The sequence below is a fragment of the Streptomyces sp. NPDC058665 genome (genome assembly GCF_042714995.1).
Lineage (GTDB): Bacteria > Actinomycetota > Actinomycetes > Streptomycetales > Streptomycetaceae > Streptomyces.
Map to the genome: position 1 here is coordinate 1 of NZ_JBHXRX010000076.1, position 15,012 is coordinate 15,012.

13 protein-coding genes are annotated in these 15,012 nt (G+C 71.2%); 3 read left to right on the forward strand and 10 right to left on the reverse strand.

All coding sequences use genetic code 11. The features are described from left to right. Positions 1–16 precede the first annotated feature (16 nt). The 4 genes from ACFWV8_RS33120 to lipB form a co-directional block, all read right to left on the reverse strand. Positions 17–715: a DUF4191 domain-containing protein gene (locus ACFWV8_RS33120; RefSeq protein ID WP_329388684.1), complete on the reverse strand. Its 699-nt coding sequence runs from the start codon at positions 713–715 to the stop codon at positions 17–19. Between the two features lie 18 nt (positions 716–733). Then, positions 734–967, reverse strand: coding sequence for a hypothetical protein (locus ACFWV8_RS33125; protein ID WP_384212877.1), 234 nt, complete (start codon positions 965–967; stop codon positions 734–736). Positions 968–1,195: 228 nt separating this feature from the next. Then, positions 1,196–2,161 carry a lipoyl synthase gene (lipA, locus tag ACFWV8_RS33130; protein WP_384212880.1) on the reverse strand — a complete coding sequence of 322 codons (966 nt, stop codon included), beginning with the start codon at positions 2,159–2,161 and terminating at the stop codon, positions 1,196–1,198. Between the two features lie 106 nt (positions 2,162–2,267). Continuing rightward, complete coding sequence (lipB, locus tag ACFWV8_RS33135) at positions 2,268–3,161, reverse strand: lipoyl(octanoyl) transferase LipB (RefSeq protein WP_384212883.1); 894 nt, start codon at positions 3,159–3,161, stop codon at positions 2,268–2,270. 313 nt (positions 3,162–3,474) lie between these two features. Here lipB and ACFWV8_RS33140 point away from each other — a divergent pair, with 313 nt between their 5' ends. Then, a complete protein-coding gene (locus ACFWV8_RS33140) occupies positions 3,475–5,088 on the forward strand; it encodes a regulator (protein ID WP_384212886.1) in 1,614 nt (537 codons plus the stop codon). A 39-nt stretch (positions 5,089–5,127) separates the two neighbouring features. Here the strand turns inward: ACFWV8_RS33140 and ACFWV8_RS33145 are convergent, their stop codons facing one another. Further along, positions 5,128–6,516, reverse strand: coding sequence for an NAD(P)/FAD-dependent oxidoreductase (locus ACFWV8_RS33145; RefSeq protein WP_384212890.1), 1,389 nt, complete (start codon positions 6,514–6,516; stop codon positions 5,128–5,130). Between the two features lie 619 nt (positions 6,517–7,135). Then, complete coding sequence (locus ACFWV8_RS33150) at positions 7,136–8,038, reverse strand: TIGR01777 family oxidoreductase (protein WP_384212893.1); 903 nt, start codon at positions 8,036–8,038, stop codon at positions 7,136–7,138. Between the two features lie 36 nt (positions 8,039–8,074). Here ACFWV8_RS33150 and ACFWV8_RS33155 point away from each other — a divergent pair, with 36 nt between their 5' ends. Then, a complete protein-coding gene (locus tag ACFWV8_RS33155) occupies positions 8,075–8,569 on the forward strand; it encodes a GNAT family N-acetyltransferase (protein WP_384212897.1) in 495 nt (164 codons plus the stop codon). Positions 8,570–8,580: 11 nt separating this feature from the next. Here the strand turns inward: ACFWV8_RS33155 and ACFWV8_RS33160 are convergent, their stop codons facing one another. After that, on the reverse strand, positions 8,581–9,105 hold the full coding sequence (locus ACFWV8_RS33160) for a DUF4240 domain-containing protein (protein ID WP_329388700.1): 525 nt from the start codon (positions 9,103–9,105) through the stop codon (positions 8,581–8,583). A 185-nt stretch (positions 9,106–9,290) separates the two neighbouring features. Between ACFWV8_RS33160 and ACFWV8_RS33165 the strand changes: the two genes are divergently transcribed. Further along, a complete protein-coding gene (locus ACFWV8_RS33165) occupies positions 9,291–10,220 on the forward strand; it encodes an SDR family oxidoreductase (protein ID WP_384212901.1) in 930 nt (309 codons plus the stop codon). On the opposite strand, the gene ACFWV8_RS33170 is transcribed toward ACFWV8_RS33165, so the two are convergent. The 3 genes from ACFWV8_RS33170 to aceE all read right to left on the reverse strand — a co-directional run bounded on the left by ACFWV8_RS33170 (position 10,211) and on the right by aceE (position 14,851). Further along, positions 10,211–11,176, reverse strand: a complete 966-nt coding sequence (locus tag ACFWV8_RS33170; RefSeq protein ID WP_384212903.1) for a helix-turn-helix transcriptional regulator — start codon at positions 11,174–11,176, stop codon at positions 10,211–10,213. The genes ACFWV8_RS33165 and ACFWV8_RS33170 overlap by 10 nt on opposite strands. Positions 11,177–11,219: 43 nt before the next feature. Beyond that, complete coding sequence (locus ACFWV8_RS33175; RefSeq protein ID WP_384212906.1) at positions 11,220–12,038, reverse strand: MerR family transcriptional regulator; 819 nt, start codon at positions 12,036–12,038, stop codon at positions 11,220–11,222. A 143-nt stretch (positions 12,039–12,181) separates the two neighbouring features. Continuing rightward, a complete protein-coding gene (gene aceE, locus ACFWV8_RS33180) occupies positions 12,182–14,851 on the reverse strand; it encodes a pyruvate dehydrogenase (acetyl-transferring), homodimeric type (protein ID WP_384212909.1) in 2,670 nt (889 codons plus the stop codon). Positions 14,852–15,012 lie beyond the last annotated feature (161 nt).

Consider the following 15,012-nt stretch of genomic DNA (forward strand, 5'->3'; position numbering starts at 1 on the left):
CCCTCCATACGTTCGTTCAGCGCATCTTTCCGCCGCGCGGCATCCGCATGCCCTTCGGCATCGGGCCCTTCGGCAGCGGCATGTTGCTCATCAGGTCGCCCATCGCCCGCAGCCGGTCGTTGGCGGCCGTCACCTGCGGGCCGGAGAGCACCCGGGGCAGCTTGAGCATCGTCGTGCGGACCTTCTTGAGTGGTACCTGGCCCTCGCCGTCGCCCACGATGATGTCGTGCACCGGCACATCGACGACGATGCGCGCCATCTTCTTCTTCTCGGCCGCCAGCAGGCTCTTCAGCCGGTTCGGGTTGCCCTCGGCCACCAGGACGATGCCGGCTTTGCCGACCGCGCGGTGGATCACGTCCTGGCTGCGGTTCATCGCGACCGCGGGGGTGGTGGACCAGCCACGGCCCACGTTCTCCAGCACGGCCGCCGCCGCTCCCGGCTGGCCCTCCATCTGCCCGAAGGCAGCACGCTCGGCGCGGCGTCCGAAGACGATCGCCATCGCGAGGAAGGCCAGAATGAAGCCCAGAATGCCCAGATAAATGGGGTGACCGACCAGAAAGCCGATCGCGAGGAGGACGCCGAAGGTCACGATGCCCACGCCCGCGAGGACGAGACCGACCTTCTTGTCGACCCGTCGGGTCATCTTGTAGGTGAGGGCGATCTGCTTCAGTCGCCCAGTTTCCGCCGCAGTGTCTGCGTTTTCCTTCCTCGCCATAACCGAAGTTTACGTGGCTCAGGAAGGACGGCCCGACACGGCCTCCAGTACGTGCCGCGTCTCGTCTCGGTCCTTGGCCCTGCGGCGGTCCTCAAGGACGGCGGTCCAGGCGTTCCTGCGGGCTGTGCGCTGGCCGCCGCTCATGAGGAGCGACTCCATGGCGCGCAGGGCGGTGGCGACGGAGGGCAGGGCGTTGGGGCGGCTGGCTGCCGCCATCACCTCGGTGACGGGTCGTACCGGCGCGGCCTGCATGGTGGCTGTTCCCCCTAGGAACGAGTGCGAGTGCGGGGTGAGGTGTGCTTGACAACGAGGGTTACTCCTCGGTGTTACCAGTGCGTGACCAAGCGGTCAAACGGCCGTGAATGCCCGAAGCCGTACCTCGGAACGCCGCCGCGGCCCGTACTCGGCCCCTTACCTGCGGGGAGAGTACGGGCCGCGGCGGTGCGGCCGTTACTGTCGAGTAGCCACTTGTGCTCGGATTCACACCGCCTGGGGGACGGTGTGCGCGCCACGACGCTCGGTCGCCTGCTGGAACAGGCGTCCCGCGCGGTACGAGGACCGGACCAGCGGCCCCGACATCACGCCGGAGTAGCCGATCGCGTCGGCCTCGTCCTTCAGCTCCACGAACTCGTGCGGCTTCACCCAGCGTTCGACCGGGTGGTGACGCGGGGAGGGCCGCAGATACTGCGTGATCGTGATGAGCTCGCAGCCCGCCTCGTGCAGATCGCGCAGCGCCTCGCTGACCTCTTCACGGGTCTCGCCCATGCCGAGGATCAGATTGGACTTCGTGATCAGGCCGGCCTCGCGGGCCCGTGTGATGACGTCGAGGGAGCGCTCGTAGCGGAAGCCGGGGCGGATCCGCTTGAAGATCCGCGGCACCGTCTCGACGTTGTGCGCGAGCACCTCGGGGCGCGAGGAGAAGACCTCGGCGAGCTGCTCGGGCTCGGCGTTGAAGTCGGGGATGAGGAGTTCGACCTTCGTACGGCCGGCCGGGCGGTCGGCGGTCTGCGCGTGGATCTGGCGGACGGTCTCCGCGTACAGCCACGCGCCGCCGTCCGCCAGGTCGTCGCGGGCGACGCCGGTGATCGTGGCGTAGTTCAGGTCCATCGTGACGACGGACTCGCCGACCCGGCGCGGCTCGTCGCGGTCCAGTGCCTGGGGCTTGCCGGTGTCGATCTGGCAGAAGTCACAGCGGCGCGTGCACTGGTCACCGCCGATGAGGAAGGTCGCCTCGCGGTCCTCCCAGCACTCGTAGATGTTGGGACAACCGGCCTCCTGGCACACGGTGTGCAGACCCTCGCCCTTCACGAGCTGCTGCATCTTGGTGTACTCGGGCCCCATCTTCGCCCGGGTCTTGATCCACTCGGGCTTGCGCTCGATGGGGGTCTGGCTGTTCCGGACCTCCAGGCGCAGCATCTTGCGTCCGTCGGGTGCGACAGCGGACACGTCCGGCACCTCTCTCTGCTGGCGCGGCATTCGAATCTTCGGTGAACACCAGAGTACGCCCGTTGATTGCTTGGTATTGCGTGGTCGGTGGCTTGGCGCCGACAGGTCAGGCGCGCGCCGGCTGCACGACGGCGCTGGCATCGGCCTTGGCCACGAGCTCGGACTTGACCCCGGCCGCGGACTTCGCATCGGCCGCCGCCCTGATGGCCGCCTCCGCCTCGATGTCGCGAGGTTTCGGCTCCGCCTGCTCCAGGACGTTCCGCAGATGGTGCTCCACCACGGGGAGCACCTCGGCGACGGTGAGGTCGTGGCCCAGTTCGTACGAGAGCGAGGTCACGCCCGCGTCCCGGATCCCGCACGGCACGATCTTGTCGAACCAGGTGTTGTCCGGGTTCACGTTCATCGAGAAGCCGTGCATCGTGACGCCCTTCGCGACACGGATGCCGATCTGGGCGAGCTTGCGGTCCTCGCGGCGCTGTCCCGCGTTGGAGGGGGCGTACTCCGGCCCGTTCAGCCGGGGGTCGAACTCCCCGTCCGTCAGCCGGGGATCGAAGTCCAGCGACAGACCGCCCAGGGCCGGGCGCTCCTCCACCGGATCGCCGAGCACCCACACGCCGCTGCGGCCCTCGACCCGGGTCGTCGCCACGCCGAAGTCGGCCGCCGTACGGATCAGCGCCTCTTCGAGACGGCGTACGTGCGCGACCACGTCCACGGGGCGCGGCAGCTTCAGGATCGGATAGCCGACGAGCTGGCCCGGACCGTGCCAGGTGATCTTGCCGCCGCGGTCGACGTCCACGACGGGAGTGCCGTCCAGCGGGCGTTCACTGTCCTCGGTACGCCGCCCCGCCGTATAGACGGGCGGATGTTCGAGCAGCAGGCAGGTGTCGGGGATCTCGTCCGCGTAGCGGGCCGCGTGGACCTCGCGCTGCTTCTCCCACGCCTCCAGGTACTCGACGGCGTCGTCGCCGAAGCCCAGACGGACGAACCGCAGCTCACTCACGGCATTGCCTCCTTCGTCTGCGCCCGGTGTCCTGCGGGTGTGATCCTGGGTGTCCCCGCGACAACCGGGCACGTGCACATATCGCGCCTCAGCCACTGTACGACCGCGTTCCGCGGAGTGGTCCGGCAGGCCCGCGGGGGCCGGGAGGGCTATACAGGACCGGTGGGTGCGGTACGTCAGCAAAGCCCACAATCCTCACACGATCGGATGAATGTGGTGCGAAGGCGACTGTGTGGGCAGCTCGGACCGCTAAATTCGCGCCGTTCCATGAGGGCTGCTCTCGGGGCCCGGAAGGCAGGAGACCGTACAGCTGATGTCGGAACGACCTCCGCAGCGCATCCCCAACCGCCAGCTCGCCGCGCTCATCGCAGAAGCCGGTTTCTCCAACGCGGGCCTCGCCCGCAGGGTGGACCAGCTCGGGCTGGAACATGGCCTCGATCTGCGATACGACAAGACATCCGTCACGCGGTGGCTGCGCGGTCAGCAGCCACGCGGCACCACGCCCGCACTGATCGCCGAGGTCTTCACACGACGCCTCGGCCGGCGGCTCTCGGCGCAGGACCTGGGCCTGGACGCCTGCGCGCCCGTGTACGCGGGGCTGGAGTTCGCGGCGACCCCCGAGGAGGCCGTCGACATCGTCGGCGGGCTCTGGCGCAAGGACTCGGGGAGCCACGCGGAGCTCCGGAAGATCGCGTTCACCCCGGCTGGGCTCGTCGTGCCGAGCCGCGACTGGCTGATCGGCCGCGCGGACGAGCGGGTCGGGCACGAGGCGTCCGCCGCGCAGGGGACCGCCGCCCCGGCTCATGTGCCGGGCCAGCCCACGGGTCACCGGCTGGCGACGGCCGGGGGCGGGGGCGCGTCGCCGTACGGGGCATCGTCCTCCTACGGAGGCGGAGGCTCGGGGCCCGGCCGCGCGGGGGACGGCGCCGCGAGTGCCCGGGTGCCCCTCCAGGGCCGTGCCACCGTGCCGCCTCAGGCCGTCCCCGCCGGGATGTCGGCCCGGCAGACGGACCGCGTCGCCGGGCAGCGGGTGGGCGGCGGCGACGTCGCCGCCCTCCGGTCCGTCAGCGAGCTGTTCCGCACCCTGGACCAGGCGTACGGCGGCGGCCATGCCCGCCAGGCGCTCGTCAGGTACCTGGAGCACGAGTGCGAGCCGATGCTGCGCGGCGTGTACGGCGAGGCCACCGGGCGACGGCTGTTCGCCGCCGCGGCCGACCTGACCAGGCTGGCCGGCTGGACCTCGTACGACATCGCCGCGCACGGACTCGCCCAGCGTTACTTCGTACAGGCGCTGCGGCTGTCCCAGGCGGCGGGCGACCGGGCGTACGGCTCGTTCGTGCTGATCACGATGAGCCGCCAGGCTGTCTACCTCGGGCACGGCCGGGAGGCGGTCCAGCTCGCCCGCGTCGCCCAGCAGGGCGTCGGCTCGTCCGCGCCGCCCGTGGTGCAGGCGCTGCTGCACTCCGTCGAGGCGCGCGGGCACGCGGTGCTCGGCGAGGCGCGGGCCTGCACCACCTCGCTCGCGCGGGCCGAGCGCGCCCTGGAGTCGGCGCGGCCCGGCGACGAGGTGCCGCACTGGGCGCGCACCTTCGACGAAGGGCAGCTCGCGGACGAGTTCGGCCACTGCTACCGCGATCTCCAGCAGTACCGCGCGGCCGTCCAGCACGCGGAGCGCGCGCTTCAGTTACGGTCTCCCGCCTTCGCACGCAGCCGACTCTTCTGCCGGGTGGTGCTGGCCTGCGCCCGCCTGGGGCTCGGTGAGCTGGACCAGGCGTGCGCGCTGGGAGCGGAGGCGGCGCAGCAGGCGACGGAGATCCGGTCGGCGCGCGCGGTGGACTACGTACGGGACTTCGAACGGCGGCTGGAGCCGTACCGGGAAGCGGCCGCGGTACGCAACTACCGTGACCGGATCGCGGCGTTCGGCTGAGCGGGGGCGCGGATCTGCGGCTGTTCCGGAGCGGGCGCTCTAGGCCGCTGTGGGGAGCTGGACGGGTCCGTCGCCGGGGCGTACGCCCAGGTCCGCCAGGATCGCGTACGCGGCCCTGCGGCCCGACGAGAGCGCGCCCTGGACGGTGCTCGTATCGCGGTGGTCCCCGCACACGTACAGCCCCGACAGCAGTCGCACCTGGCGGCACAGATCGTGCGGCGCCGGCATGGCGGGGACCGCCTCCGGGTCGTGCTGGACGGCCAGCAGCTCCCAGTCGGCCGTGGACGTGCCGTACAGCGTCGCGAGATGCGCGCGTACCTGGGCGTCGAGTTCGGCCTCGGGAGGCGGCGTACGGAGCCCGAGCACCGTCGAGGAGATCAGCGACCGGCCCGCCGGGGCGCGCGACGGGTCCACCGCGCTCATGACCGTCGTGTGTGCGACGGGGCCGCCGCGCCGGTCGCCGTCCAGGAGCAGTGCCGGTTCGGTCATCGGGGGCGTGGGGGCTGTGTGGTGAAGGACCGTCACGGGGTGGAAGTCCGGCACCCGCAGGCCCGGCAGCAGTTCGGCGGCGGCGCGGGCGCCCGTCGCCACGAGCAGGGAGCGGCAGGAGATCTCGCCGTGCTCCTTCGTGCCGACGGAGCTGATCGACGCGTCCGTCACGCACACACCCGTCCGCACCGTGCCGGGCGGCAGCGTGGCCGCGAGCCGCTCAGGCAGGGCGGCGGCGCCGCCCTCGGGGACACACAGCCGGCCCCGCGAGAAGCTCCGCAGTGCCAGGTCCGCGCAGCGGCTGGAGGTGGTGAGGTCCGGGTCGCAGAGCAGCGCGGACAGCAGCGGGCGTACGAAACCGTCGATGGTCCGCGCGGGCAGTCCGCGTGCGGAGAGCGCGGCGAGGGCGGGGCGTTCGGGGCGGGCCAGCAGCCGATTGACCGGCGTCGTCGCGAGGCGGCCGAAGGCCGCGTGGAGGCGGGCCTGGTCGAGCGCGTTGCCCAGCGGGGGGCGGGAGGCGATCCGGGCGGCCCTGACGCCGCCGGGGACGCGGGTCCGTGCCGTCCTGGCGCGTGGGGCGCTTGCCAGGGCGCGTGCGGCGGTGAGTGCGCCCCGCGCGCTCCCCGCGCTGACGGTGACGCCCGCGCGGTGGTGCCGTCCCTCGCTGTGGACGAGCACGCCCGGCGAGAACAGCCGCAGCGCGGCGTCCGTCAGCGCGGGCGTACGGAGCAGCTCCGGGTACGAGGTGTTGAGCAACTGACCTATGCGGTCGAGCCGGAAGCCGTCGAGGTGGTCGGTGGCCATCCTGCCGCCGATGTAAGGGGCGGCCTCCAGGACGGTGACTGTTACGCCGGCGCGGGTGAGCTGATGGGCTGCCGACAGACCTGCGATTCCGGCGCCAATGATGACGACGTCCGCGTGATGTTCAGTGTTGAGCACGTGCCCCTCCCCGAGGTCGGCGCGGCTGTACGGGCCGGGGCGGGTGCCTCGCCCCCACTCAGGGAATACCCGAGTGCGGGTCGAGACTAGGAAGGGAACCGGCCCTTCGCAGTCGCGCAGTGGTGGGGGCATCGGTGCGTGCGGGGCGCACGGCTTGCCGTCCGGCGGTTGCGGGGTTGTTGGGGTGCGGGGTCGCCTCCGGCGCGCGTCCGCCTCCGGCGGGGGTTCGTGGTGCGGGTGGGTGTCCGGGTGCCGCTCCGGGGTCATGCCCGGACGGCGTGATTTACGCCGCGTGCACCCCTCGTTGGACCCGGGGGAGCCGGGTTGTCCACGCGACACAAATCAGCCTGAGTGTCCGGACACGACCCCTGCCCGTCCCCCTTTCATCCCGCGGACCGGTGCGGGGTTGGAACAGTGCCACGCGACGGTGTGAGGGGGGCGGGGGTGCAGGAGGGGTGTGTTCGGACACTCAGGCTGATTTGTGGTGCGTGAACAAGGAGGGCGCATCGGGTCCAACGAGCGTGGCACGCGCCGTAAATCACGCCGTCCGGACATACCCCTCCGGAGGCCCCGACCCCCGCCCCCGGCAACGAACAGCAACCGAAATCCGAAACCCGCGTTACACGCGCAACGCCGCGGTGATTGCCTCGTCGATCCTTGGGAACGCGAACGTGAACCCCGACTCCAACAGCCGCCCCGGCAGCACCCGTTGGCTGCCCAGTACGTCCTCCGCGAAGCCCCCCAGCGCCACCCGCAGCGCCACCGGCGGTACCGCGAAGAGCGTCGGGCGGTGCAGCACGCGCGCCATCGCCGCCGTGACCTCGCGGTTCGTCACCGGTTCCGGGGCCGTGAGGTTCACCGGGCCCGACAGGGACTCCGTGTCGATCAGGTGCCGCAGGGCCGCCACATGGTCGTGCAGGGAGATGAAGCTCCAGTACTGCCGCCCGTTGCCCAGCCGGCCGCCAAGACCCGCCCGGAAGATGGGGAACAGCCGCCCCCACGCCCCGCCTTCGCGGGCCACCACGAGCCCCGTGCGGCCGAACACCGTCCGTACGCCCGCCTCCGCCGCCGAGGCCGCCGCTCCCTCCCACTCGACGCACACGGAGGGCAGGAAGCCCTCGCCGGCGGGCGCCGACTCGTCCACCGGGCGGTCGCCGGTGTCGCCGTAGAAACCGATGGCCGAACCGCACACCAGGACCTTCGGCGGGGTGTCGAGGGACGCCACGGCCTCGGCGATCGCCGCCGTACCGAGGACGCGGCTGTCCCTGATCTTCTGCTTGTACGCCGCGGTCCACCGGTGGTCGCCGACCCCCGCGCCCGCGAGATGCACGACGGCCTCGCAGCCGTAGAGCCCGCTCACGTCCACGTACTGCCGCACGGGGTCCCACTCGACCTCGTCGCCCGCGCGGGAGGGGTGCCGGACCAGGCGGACCACCTCGTGCCCGTCGGATCGCAGGGAGCGCGTGAGCGCCGTGCCGATGAGCCCGGTGGAGCCGGTGATCGCGATCCTCATGAAAACCATCCTGCCGGTACGCGCCCACATGGGACAGTTGCCGGTATGCCGGAACCTCTCATACGCGCCGCTCTTTCGTCGGACGACGACGCGCTGAGCCGCCTCGACCACGACACGTGGTCGTCTCTGCACGCGGTGACGCCCAGGCAGGAGCCGCCGTTCGAGCCGTTCTTCGACGCGCGTCACCGGCCGCGGGACTACCTGATCGCGGAGCTCGACGGCCGGACGGCCGGCTACCTCCGGCTGGTGCCGCCCACCTCGCTCGCCTGCAACGCGCACGTCCGGCAGATCCAGGGCCTCGCCGTGCACGAGTGGGCGCGCGGCCGTGGCGTGGCGCGGCGGCTGCTGCGCGCGGCGATGGAGAGGGCGCGCGGTGAGGGCGCGGTACGGATGACGCTGCGGGTGCTCGGGCACAACAAGCCGGCGCGTGCGCTCTACGAGTCGGAGGGCTTCGTGGTGGAGGGCGTGCTGCCGGGGGAGTTCTTCCTGGACAGACGGTACGTGGACGACGTGCTCATGGGCCGTTCGCTGGACGTGTGAGGGCGCGTGCGTCAGTCGACGCCGAACCGCTCCCAGAGGCGGGGAAGCCGGTCGGCGAGCGCCTGTGAGTCCTCGAAGTCGATCGGTGTGCCCTCGGGCTCCGGGGCCTGCGCGCCGACCCCCAGGTCGGGCGCGACGGCGCCGGTGAGCTGCTCGTACGCCTCGTCCGCCGCGTAGCCCAGTTCCTCGCCGTCGCCGTCGATCTCCTCGTCGAACTCGCCGATCAGGTCCGCGAGGCTGTCCGGATCGTGCACCGCGCCCTCGAAGACCTCCCGGCCCTGGCCGATGAGCCAGCAGCGGAAGTAGTCGAAGGCGTCGTCGCTCGCGCCGCCGAGCAGGATCGCGGCCGCCGTCCACAGATCCCACTGGTACGCGCGGTTGTAGCGGGTCTCGAAGTGCCGGGCGAAGTCCAGGACCGAGTCGGGGTCCAGCTGGAGCAGCCGTTCCACGAGGAGATCGGCGTGCTCGTCCGGGTCGCCGCCGGCGGCCTCGCGCGTGGCGTCGATGATCTCCCAGAACTCCGTCTCGTCGGTCACGGGTACAGCATCGTGGTTGCCGGAGGGCGGCGCACGCGGAGCGCGGAAAGCGGGCGAGATCCGCGCCGGGCGGCCGAACGGAGGATGCGATCGCCTGGCAGCCGGATCATGTGGAAGCCGGACAGAAGATGTCTCCTTTCCGTGGAACGGTCACAGGGAAAGACCGACCGAGAAGGAGCCGCCTGATGACCGACAACCGCGACAAGCCGCTGACAGGGAAGATCGCACTGGTGGCCGGGGCCACCCGGGGCGCGGGCCGGGCGATCGCCGTGGAGCTGGGTGCCGCCGGGGCGACCGTGTACGTGACGGGGCGCACCACGCGCGAGCGGGTCAGCGAGGTGGGGCGGACGACGGAGACCATCGAGGAGACCGCCGAACTGGTCACCCGCGCGGGCGGCGAGGGCATCGCCGTACCGACCGACCATCTGGAGGCCGAGCGGGTACGGGCCCTGGTGGAGCGGATCGACCGGGAGCAGGGCCGGCTGGATGTGCTGGTCAACGACGTGTGGGGCGGGAACCAGCTCCTCGACTTCAAGACCCCTCTGTGGGACATCGACCTGGAGCGCGGGCTGCGGATGCTCGACCTCGGGGTGAAGACCCATCTGATCACCAGCAGCGTCGCGCTCCCACTGCTCGTACGGCGGCCGGGCGGCCTGGTGATCGAGGTGACCGACGGCACCGCCGAGTCGAACCGGAGGCCGCGCGAGAACTTCTACTACGACCTCGCCAAGAACGCCCCGATCCGGATGGCCTATCTGCTGGCCGAGGAGCTGAAGGAGGTGGGCGGCACGGCTGTCGCCGTCACCCCCGGCTTCCTGCGGTCCGAGGAGATGCTCGACGGCTTCGGCATCACCGAGAAGAACTGGCGGGACGGAATCAAGATCGAGCGGCACTTCGCGCTCTCGGAGACGCCGGTGTATCTGGGGCGGGGAGTCGCGGCGCTCGTCGCCGACCCGGAGCGGGAGCGCTGGGCCGGGCAGTCGCTCTCCAGCGGGCAGCTGGCGAAGGAGTACGGCGTCACGGACGTGGACGGCAGCAGGCCGGACATGTGGGGCTACATGGCGGCCGAGGCGGCGGCGCCCGGTACGGAGATCCCCATGGACGGCTACCGGTAGAGACGCGCGGTGCGGTCGGCGGAGTCGGCGAAGCGGGCACGCAGCTCCGCCGGCTCCAGCACCTCCAACTCCGGCCCGAAGCCGAAGAGCTGGGAGAACGCCACGTCGGCCGACTCGACCGGCAGCGTGAGCGTCGTCCAGCCGTCGTCGTCCGGGGGGCCGGCCGCGGCGGCGGCCTCCTCGGCCGAGGCCCGGTCGGTCACGTACGGCAGCCGGCGCAGGCCATCGGGGGAGAGCCGGAGCACCACCTCCGTACGGAGGATCGACCGGGCGAACTGCGCGGCCCGCTCTTCCCAGAAGGCGGGCAGGTCGAAGGACTCGTCCCGCTCGAAGCGGTCCTCCAAGAGCGTGACGTCGGTGAAGCGGTCGATCCGGTAGACCCGGAAGGACGCGCCGGCGCGGGCGCAGAGGTACCAGACGCCCGCCTTGAGCACGAGTCCGTACGGTGCCAACTCCCGCTCCACCTCGGCGTCCTGGCGCCGGTAGCGGGCGATGACGGTCCGGTCGTCCCAGACGGCCTCGGCGACGGCGGGCAGCCACTGCGGTGTCCGCGGCTCGGTGTACCAGCCCGGTGCGTCGAGGTGGAAACGCTGCGCCGCGGAGTCCGACGCGCCCCGCAGGGAGGGGAGCAGCGCGGCCGACACCTTCAGGCGGGCGGCGGACGCCGCGTCCTCCAGGCCCATCTCACGGAGCGCGTTCGGCAGCCCCGAGAGGAACAGGGCCTCCGCCTCGCCCCGTGCGAGGCCCGTGAGGCGCGTACGGTAGCCGCCCACTAGCCGGTAGCCACCCGAGCGCCCCCGGTCCGCGTAGACCGGCACTCCGGCCTCCGAGAGGGCCAGCGCGTCGCGCGTGACGGTGCGCTCGGACACCTCAAGCTCCTGTGCCAGCTCGGCCCCGGTCATGGCGGGCCGCGCCTGGAGGAGCAGCACCATCTTGATCAGCCGGGCAGCGCGCATGGACCCATTGTCCACGCGCGCCGCCCGTGGCCGGGCGAGGGCGTTACGCCAGCGGCTCCTGGAGCTCCGTCACCCACTTGTCCTTGTCCTCAGGGCATTCGAGGTTGACCTCGCGCGCGTACCCGGCCGAGCGGTGGCCGCCCGTGTCGATCCAGCGGGCCAGGATCTGGCCCGTCGGCATGATCGTGTCCATCGACCCCCGGTGCACGATCGTCGCGGCCCGCTCGATGGGAGGCAGGTCCCGGATCTCGAAGTCCTGGCCCGGCGCCGGGTCGGCGGCGACCACCACTCCCGCGTGGACGACGACCGCGCCGTTCCCCTCGGGGGCGTCCTCGTAGCAGGCGATGCCGGGCCCCGTCGGAGCCACGCCGGCCGCCTCCAGGCGCCGGAACAGCTCCTCGTACAGAGGAACGATCACCGGGCTGATGTCCTGGGGTCCGTACGTGGCGGCCACGGCGGTCAGTTCGGCCACCCGTACTGATGGAACGCTCTTCACGACAACGTCTTCGCTGGGCATACGCCCCTCACTCTCGATCGACCGGAGCCTCGCCTCGACCTGGACCAGCGTGGCGGCGGTAGCCGCCATGGCGGCCTCCAGCTCGGCCCGCCGCAGCGTCAGCATCCCGCGCAGTTCGTCCGGGTTCACGCGGTCCTCCAGGATCTCCCGCACCTGCTGGAGCGTGAAGCCGAGATCCTTCAGGGCGATGATCCGGTTGAGCTGGGCGAGCTGGGCCGCCGTGTAGTGGCGGTAGCCGCTGTACGGGTCGGTCCTGGCCGGACGCAGCAGCCCGATCGCGTCGTAATGACGCAGCATGCGGGCCGACACACGGCCGTACCTGGCGAAGTCTCCGATGGTGAACATGACGTCCCCTACTGCACGGCTTCACACGGTGTCAGGGTCAAGCATGGCCGGAAAGTCACCTCATAAGGAAGCGGCTTCGGCCGACCCGTGGCGGGGCCGGCCGAAGCAGCTTCCTTACAGAGGACGTGTCCTCGTCGCCGGGCTCAGAGGCCGTAGCGCTCCCGCGCCTCCTTCACCGCCGACGCGGGCACCTCGCCGCGCCGCGCGAGCTGCGCCAGCGCCGCGACCGTGATCGACCCGGCGTCGACGCCGAAGTGCCGGCGGGCCGCCTCACGGGTGTCGGAGAGACCGAAGCCGTCCGTACCGAGCGAGGAGTAGTCCTGCTCGACCCACTGGCTGATCTGGTCGGGCACCTGGCGCATCCAGTCGCTGACGGCCAGCACCGGACCAGGCGCCCCGTCCAGGGTCCGCGTCACGTACGGCGTGCGCTGCTCGCCGCGCAGCAGCGCCTCGTCGCACTCCAGGGCCTCCCTGCGCAGCTCGCCCCAGGACGTCGCCGACCAGACGTCGGCAGTGACACCCCACTCGTCGGAGAGCATCCGCTGGGCGTCGAGAGCCCAGTGGATGGCGGTACCGGAGGCGAGGAGCTGGAGTCGTGGCGAGTCCGCCTTGGCGGGCACGCCCTCCTTGAAGCGGTACAGGCCCTTGACGATGCCCTCCTCCACGCCCTCGGGCATGGCGGGCTGCGGCATCGGCTCGTTGTAGACGGTCAGGTAGTAGAAGACGTCCTCGGGGGCGGGGCCGTACATCCGCCGCAGACCGTCCTTGACGATGACCGCGATCTCGTACGCGAACGCCGGGTCGTAGTTGAGCGATGCCGGGTTCGTCGCCGCGAGCAGGTGCGAGTGGCCGTCCGCGTGCTGGAGGCCCTCGCCCGTCAGGGTCGTACGGCCGGCGGTCGCCCCGACGACGAAGCCCTTGCCGAGCTGGTCGGCGAGCTGCCACAGCTGGTCGCCCGTGCGCTGCCAGCCGAACATCGAGTAGAAGATGTAGAACGGGATCATCGTCTCGCCGTGCGTCGCGTACGACGTGGCGGCGGCGATGAAGTCGGCCATCGAACCGGCCTCGGTGATCCCCTCGTTGAGGATCTGGCCGTCCTTGGCCTCCTTGTAGTACATGATCTGGTCGCGGTCGACCGGGTCGTACGTCTGGCCCAGCGGCGAATAGATGCCCGCCGACGGGAACAGCGCCTCCATACCGAACGTACGCGCCTCGTCCGGGACGATCGGGACCCAGCGCCTGCCGGTCTCCTTGTCCCGCATCAGGTCCTTCACCAGCCGGACGAACGCCATGGTCGTGGCGACCGACTGCTTGCCGGAACCCTTGTAGACGGTCTGGAACGCCTTCTCGGACGGCTCGGGCAGGGCGACGGCATGCACTCGGCGGGCCGGGGCGGGCCCGCCGAGCTCGGCACGCCGCTCCTGCAGATAGCGGACCTCGGGGGAGTCGGCGCCGGGGTGGGCGTACGGCACCAGCTCTTCGTTCAGCTTCGAGTCGGGGATGGGCAGTTCCAGCAGGTCCCGCATGGTGCGGAACTGCTCGCCCGAGAGCTTCTTCATCTGGTGGTTGGCGTTGCGCGACTCGAAGCCGGTGCCGAGCGTGTAGCCCTTCACCGTCTGCGCGAGGACCACGGTCGGCGCGCCCTTGTGGGCGAGCGCCGCGCGGTAGGCCGCGTACACCTTGCGGGCCTCGTGGCCGCCGCGCGAGGAGTGGAAGCACTCGTCGATCTTCGCGTCGGTCAGCAGCTTCGACAGCTCGACGAGCGCGGGCTCGGCGCCGAAGAAGTGCTCACGGATGTACGCCACGTCGCGGGTCGCGTACGTCTGGAACTGCGCGTCCGGTACGGCGCGCAGCCTCCGTACGAGGGCGCCCGTGGTGTCGAGCGCGAACAGCTCGTCCCAGGCGGAGCCCCACAGCGACTTGATGACGTTCCAGCCCGCGCCGCGGAACTGGGACTCCAGCTCCTGCACGATCTTGAAGTTGGCGCGGACGGGGCCGTCGAGGCGCTGGAGGTTGCAGTTGATGACGAAGGTGAGGTTGTCGAGCCCTTCGCGGGCCGCCAGGGCGAGTGCCGCCGTCGACTCGGGCTCGTCCATCTCGCCGTCGCCGAGGAACGCCCATACGTGGGAGGCGGAGATGTCCTTGATCCCGCGGTTCGTCAGGTAGCGGTTGAAACGCGCCTGGTAGATCGCGGAGAGCGGGCCGAGGCCCATGGAGACCGTGGGGAACTCCCACAGCCAGGGCAGCCGCCGGGGGTGCGGGTAGGAGGGGAGGCCCTTACCGCCCGCCTCCTGGCGGAAGTTGTCGAGGTGCTCCTCGGTGAGACGGCCGTCGAGGAACGCGCGGGCGTAGATGCCGGGGGACGCGTGGCCCTGGATGTAGAGCTGGTCGCCGGAGCCGTCCCCCTCCTTGCCGTGGAAGAAGTGGTTGAAGCCCGTCTCGTAGAGCCAGGCGGCGGAGGCGAAGGTCGCTATGTGCCCGCCGACGCCGAGGCGTGAGCCACGGGTGACCATGGCGGCCGCGTTCCAGCGGTTCCAGCCGGCGATCCGGGACTCCATCGCCTCGTCGCCTTCGAAGGCGGGCTCGGCGGCGGTCGGGATGGTGTTGAGATAGTCCGTCTCCAGCAGGGCGGGCACCGGAACGCCGGTGCTCTCGGCGTGCTGGAACGTGCGCCGCATCAGGTACGCCGCACGGTGCGGGCCCGCATGCTCGGTGACGGCGTCGAGAGAGGCCGCCCATTCGGCGGTTTCCTCGGCGTCGCGGTCCGGGAGCTGGTCGAGCTCGCTCGGAAGCTTGCCTACGGGGTCGGGCATGGTCGCCGCCTTCCGGCCAACTGGAGGGGGTGGTGAAGAGTTGGGATGAGCCTTGTCTGGCAGGACAGGGCGACGGGCCGGGTGCGGCCCGATGTCGACTGTAAGTCGCTGATCGATGATCGATCAAAGCTTTGGCAGGAAAACTTCAGGATCTGAAGAAA

Bases quoted from the DNA above. Each gene is read 5' to 3' on its own strand.
- ACFWV8_RS33120 (WP_329388684.1), bottom strand. From the start codon at position 715: ATGGCGAGGAAGGAAAACGCAGACACTGCGGCGGAAACTGGGCGACTG.
- ACFWV8_RS33125 (WP_384212877.1), bottom strand. From the start codon at position 967: ATGCAGGCCGCGCCGGTACGACCCGTCACCGAGGTGATGGCGGCAGCC.
- ACFWV8_RS33140 (WP_384212886.1), top strand. From the start codon at position 3,475: ATGTCGGAACGACCTCCGCAGCGCATCCCCAACCGCCAGCTCGCCGCG.
- ACFWV8_RS33150 (WP_384212893.1), bottom strand. From the start codon at position 8,038: ATGGTTTTCATGAGGATCGCGATCACCGGCTCCACCGGGCTCATCGGC.
- ACFWV8_RS33155 (WP_384212897.1), top strand. From the start codon at position 8,075: ATGCCGGAACCTCTCATACGCGCCGCTCTTTCGTCGGACGACGACGCG.
- ACFWV8_RS33165 (WP_384212901.1), top strand. From the start codon at position 9,291: ATGACCGACAACCGCGACAAGCCGCTGACAGGGAAGATCGCACTGGTG.
- ACFWV8_RS33170 (WP_384212903.1), bottom strand. From the start codon at position 11,176: ATGCGCGCTGCCCGGCTGATCAAGATGGTGCTGCTCCTCCAGGCGCGG.
- ACFWV8_RS33175 (WP_384212906.1), bottom strand. From the start codon at position 12,038: ATGTTCACCATCGGAGACTTCGCCAGGTACGGCCGTGTGTCGGCCCGC.
- aceE (WP_384212909.1), bottom strand. From the start codon at position 14,851: ATGCCCGACCCCGTAGGCAAGCTTCCGAGCGAGCTCGACCAGCTCCCG.